This window comes from Kocuria sp. JC486 (assembly GCF_011602805.1).
Lineage (GTDB): Bacteria > Actinomycetota > Actinomycetes > Actinomycetales > Micrococcaceae > Kocuria > Kocuria soli.
Genome location: NZ_JAAOZS010000046.1, coordinates 1 through 2305, shown reverse-complemented (window position 1 = coordinate 2305; position 2305 = coordinate 1). Strand labels below are relative to the sequence as shown.

The 2305-nt window shown below is 64.9% G+C and carries 2 protein-coding genes; both read left to right on the top strand.

Annotated elements, in window-relative coordinates; translation table 11 throughout:
• The first annotated feature begins 124 nt into the window (after positions 1 to 124).
• Positions 125 to 1309, top strand: coding sequence for a Cmx/CmrA family chloramphenicol efflux MFS transporter (locus GWK18_RS12775; RefSeq protein ID WP_166835717.1), 1185 nt, complete (start codon positions 125 to 127; stop codon positions 1307 to 1309).
• A partial coding sequence (locus GWK18_RS12770) for an IS481 family transposase (RefSeq protein WP_166835715.1) occupies positions 1306 to 2305 on the top strand: 1000 nt, incomplete at its 3' end. The genes GWK18_RS12775 and GWK18_RS12770, both read left to right, overlap by 4 nt.

Here is a 2305-nt window from a genome sequence, read left to right as displayed (position 1 = left end):
CCTACTGAGTCCTTAACCCGCTGCGTGCGCTTGTGCGCCATGCGGGCTCTTAGGCGGAACCCTGGGCGCTGGCCGTGATGACGAGACGTTCCCCCTTTTTCGTTCTCGTTTCTCGGAGTCCTCCATGCCCTTCGCCCTCTACCTGCTTGCCCTGGCTGTCTTCGCCATGGGCACATCTGAGTTCATGCTTGCTGGCCTCGTGCCAGACATCGCCGCCAGCGTCGGTATCTCGGTCGGAACCGCTGGGCTACTCACCTCTGCCTTTGCGGTTGGAATGATTCTCGGTGCGCCCGCCATGGCAGCTCTCACCCGTCGGTGGCCCGCCCGGAGCACCTTGCTCGGGTGTGTGGTAATTTTCGCTGCCTGTCACGTCATTGCCGCCACTGCCGAGACCTTCTCCGTGCTGTTCGCAACTCGTGTGGTGGCTGCGGTCGCCAACGCCGGTTTTCTGGCCGTCGCTCTCAGCACCGCGACCAGCCTCGTGGCCCCCAGCCGGAAAGGCCGCGCTCTTGCCATCCTCCTCTCGGGCACCACGATCGCCATGGTCGCCGGTGTTCCCGCGGGGGCTCTCCTGGGTACAGCGCTGGGATGGCGGGCCACGTTCTGGGCGGTCGCCTTCTTGTGCGTTCCTGCTGCAATCGGCATCCTCACCGGCGTCCGTCCACAGCCGAGAGACACGCAGAACGAAGCCGACGATGGCCCGACTCTCGCCGTCGAGTTGGCGCAGCTCTGCGTGCCCCGTCTATTCACGGCGATGCTGCTCGCTGCGCTGGTCAATGGCGGGACGTTCGCCGCGTTCACATTCCTCGCGCCGGTCGTGACCGGGACAGCGGGTCTGGGCCAGGTGTGGGTATCGGTGGCTCTGGTGCTGTTCGGTATCGGGTCCTTCATGGGAGTCAGCATTGCTGGGCGACTGTCTGACCAGTACCCGCGAATGGTCCTCGTTGTGGCCGCGCCGCTCTTGTTGGTCGGGTGGCTGTTGCTCGCGGTGCTTGCTGGGCATTCCGTGTCGCTGCTCGTCCTGGTGTTCCTGCTGGGAATGCTGGCATTTGCCGTGGGAAGCACCTTGATCGCTCGAGTGCTCTACGCGGCATCAAAAGCGCCCACTATGGGTGGTTCCTACGCGACCGCCGCTCTCAACATCGGGGCCGCTGCTGGTCCGGCGCTCGGAGCGGTATCGCTCGAGAGCTCGAGCAACCTTGGGCCCGTGTGGGCAGCGACCGCGCTGACCGCTCTCGCACTCCTCGTCATGCTGCCCACGCTGCGCATGATCGCCCCGCGGGTACGGAATGTGGAGGCTGCCAAGTGACGCACGCCAATGCTCCGCTGAGCCTTGAAGGCCGACGCCGGCTCGTGAATCGGTGCCTGACCCGTCCAATCGGGCACGTAGCTGCCGAGATGGGCATCTCACGCGCGTGCGCTTCGAAGTGGGTCAACCGGTGGAGACAGCATGGCGAAGCCGGTCTCCACGACCGTGCCTCGACGCCCCACCACAGCCGTACCGCGACAGCAGCCTGGGTCATCCAACGGATCGATTTCTGGCGGCGCGAACACAAGTGGTCTGCCCAGCGCATCACCTACGAGCTCGCCGAGCTGGACGTCAGGATCCACCGGCGTACCGTCACCCGACACCTGAGCCGGCTCGGCCTTGGCCGACGCAGATTCATCGACCCCGGCGGCGATACCAATCGCAAGCCAGGGAAGATTACCGCCCGCTGGCCCGGTCATATGGTGCACCTCGATGTGAAGAAGGTCGGCCGAATCCCTGACGGCGGCGGCTGGCGCATTCATGGGCGCGACAGCGACCAGGCCAAGACCACTGGTCGCGCGAAGTCAGCTGGGTCGAAGCGGGGTTACACGTACCTGCACTCCGCCATCGACGGATTCTCCCGACTCTCGTACACCGAGCCGCTAACCGACGAGAAGGGAACCACCGCGGCAGCGTTCCTCGCCCGAGCTAAGGCCTGGTTTGCCGCTCACGGGATCTCGCACATCCATCGCATCATCACCGACAATGGCGCGTGCTACCGCTCAGGCGACTTCGTGCGAATCGTCGGCAACCGCACGCGCCACCAGAAGACCAGGCCCTACACGCCCCGACACAACGGGAAGGTGGAGCGCTACCAGAGAATCCTGGCCGAAGAACTGCTGTACGCCCGAGAGTTCGAGAGTGAAGACGCCCGCGACACGGCGATCGGAATCTGGAACATCCACTACAACTACCACCGCCCCCACAGCGGAGTGGGCGGACATCCCCCAGCATCTCAGCTCCGTGCTGGCGTCACCAACGTCCTGCCCTCGTACA